Source organism: bacterium, assembly GCA_024742285.1.
In the GTDB taxonomy this organism is placed as follows: Bacteria; Myxococcota_A; UBA9160; order UBA9160; family UBA4427; genus UBA4427.
The window spans coordinates 1-1,567 of the sequence record JANSYR010000043.1; the positions used below are offsets into that span (position 1 = coordinate 1).

At 65.3% G+C, this 1,567-nt stretch carries 1 pseudogene; it reads left to right on the forward strand.

What is annotated here, in order from left to right:
- A pseudogene (locus NXI30_29010) lies at positions 1-1,543 on the forward strand (DNA-directed RNA polymerase subunit beta).
- Positions 1,544-1,567: the final 24 nt, after the last annotated feature.

Consider the following 1,567-nt stretch of genomic DNA (forward strand, 5'->3'; position numbering starts at 1 on the left):
CATGCCGTGGAACGGCTACAACTACGAGGACTCGATCCTGATCTCCGAGCGCATCGTGCGTGACGACGTCTTTACCTCGATCCACATCGAGGAATTCGAGGTCGCCGCCCGCGACACCAAGTTGGGCCCGGACGAGATCACCCGCGACATCCCCAACGTCGGCGAGGAGGCGCTGCGCAATCTCGACGAGGCGGGCATCGTCTATATCGGCGCCGAAGTGGGTCCGGGCGACATTCTCGTGGGCAAGATCACCCCCAAGGGTGAGTCCCCGATGACGCCGGAGGAGAAACTGCTCCGCGCGATCTTCGGTGAAAAGGCATCCGACGTGCGCGACACGTCGCTGCGCCTGCCGCCCGGCGATTTCGGCACGGTCGTTGAGGTGCGCGTCTTCAACCGCCACGGCGTCGAGAAGGACGAGCGCGCGCTGCAGATCGAGCGCGAGGAAGTCGAGCGTCTGGCCCGTGACCGGGACGACGAGCTGCATATCCTCGAGCGCAACATCTACGCCCGCCTGAAGTCCATGATCCTCGGCAAGACCGCGGTGAAGGGGCCCAAGGGCGTCAAGGCCGGCTCGGACATCACCGAAGAGCTGCTCGAGACGCTGTCGCGTGGCCAGTGGTGGCAGCTGGCGCTGGGTGACGAACAGGACGCCTCCGAGGTCGAGGCCCTGAACCAGCAGTTCGAGGCGCAGAAGCGCGCGCTCGATCACCGGTTCGAGGACAAGGTCGAGAAGGTCCGCCGCGGCGACGATCTGCCCCCCGGCGTGATGAAGATGGTCAAGGTCTTCATCGCGGTGAAGCGCAAGCTTCAGCCGGGCGACAAGATGGCCGGCCGTCACGGCAACAAGGGCGTCATCTCCAAGGTCGTCCCGATGGAGGACATGCCCTTCCTCGCCGATGGCACGCCCGTCGACTTCGTTCTCAACCCGCTCGGCGTGCCGTCGCGGATGAACGTGGGTCAGATCCTCGAGACGCACATGGGCTGGGCCGCCCGCGGCCTCGGCATCCAGATCGACGAGGCGCTGGACGAGTATCGCCGCTCGGGCGACATGACGCCCGTCCGCGACGCGCTCAAGATCGCCTATGGCGAAGACGTCTACACCGAGGCCTTCGGCGACAAGGACGAGGGTGAGCTTCTGGAAGCGGCGGGCAACGTGACCCGTGGCGTTCCGATCGCAACGCCCGTCTTCGACGGTGCCAAGGAAGCGGACGTGAACGACGCGCTGCAGCGTGCGGGCTTCGACACCTCGGGCCAGTCGGACCTGTTCGACGGCCGCACGGGCGAGAAGTTTGCGCGCCAGGTGACGGTGGGTGTGAAATACCTGCTCAAGCTGCACCACCTTGTAGATGACAAGATCCACGCACGCTCCACCGGGCCCTACAGCATCGTCACCCAGCACCCGCTGGGCGGCAAGCCGCAGTTCGGCGGGCAGCGTTTCGGCGAGATGGAGGTCTGGGCGCTTGAAGCGTTTGGTGCTGCCTACAACCTGCAGGATATGCTGACGGTGAAGTCGGATGACGTGGCGGGCCGGACCAAGGTCTATTAGAGCATCGTCAAGGGCGAGGAC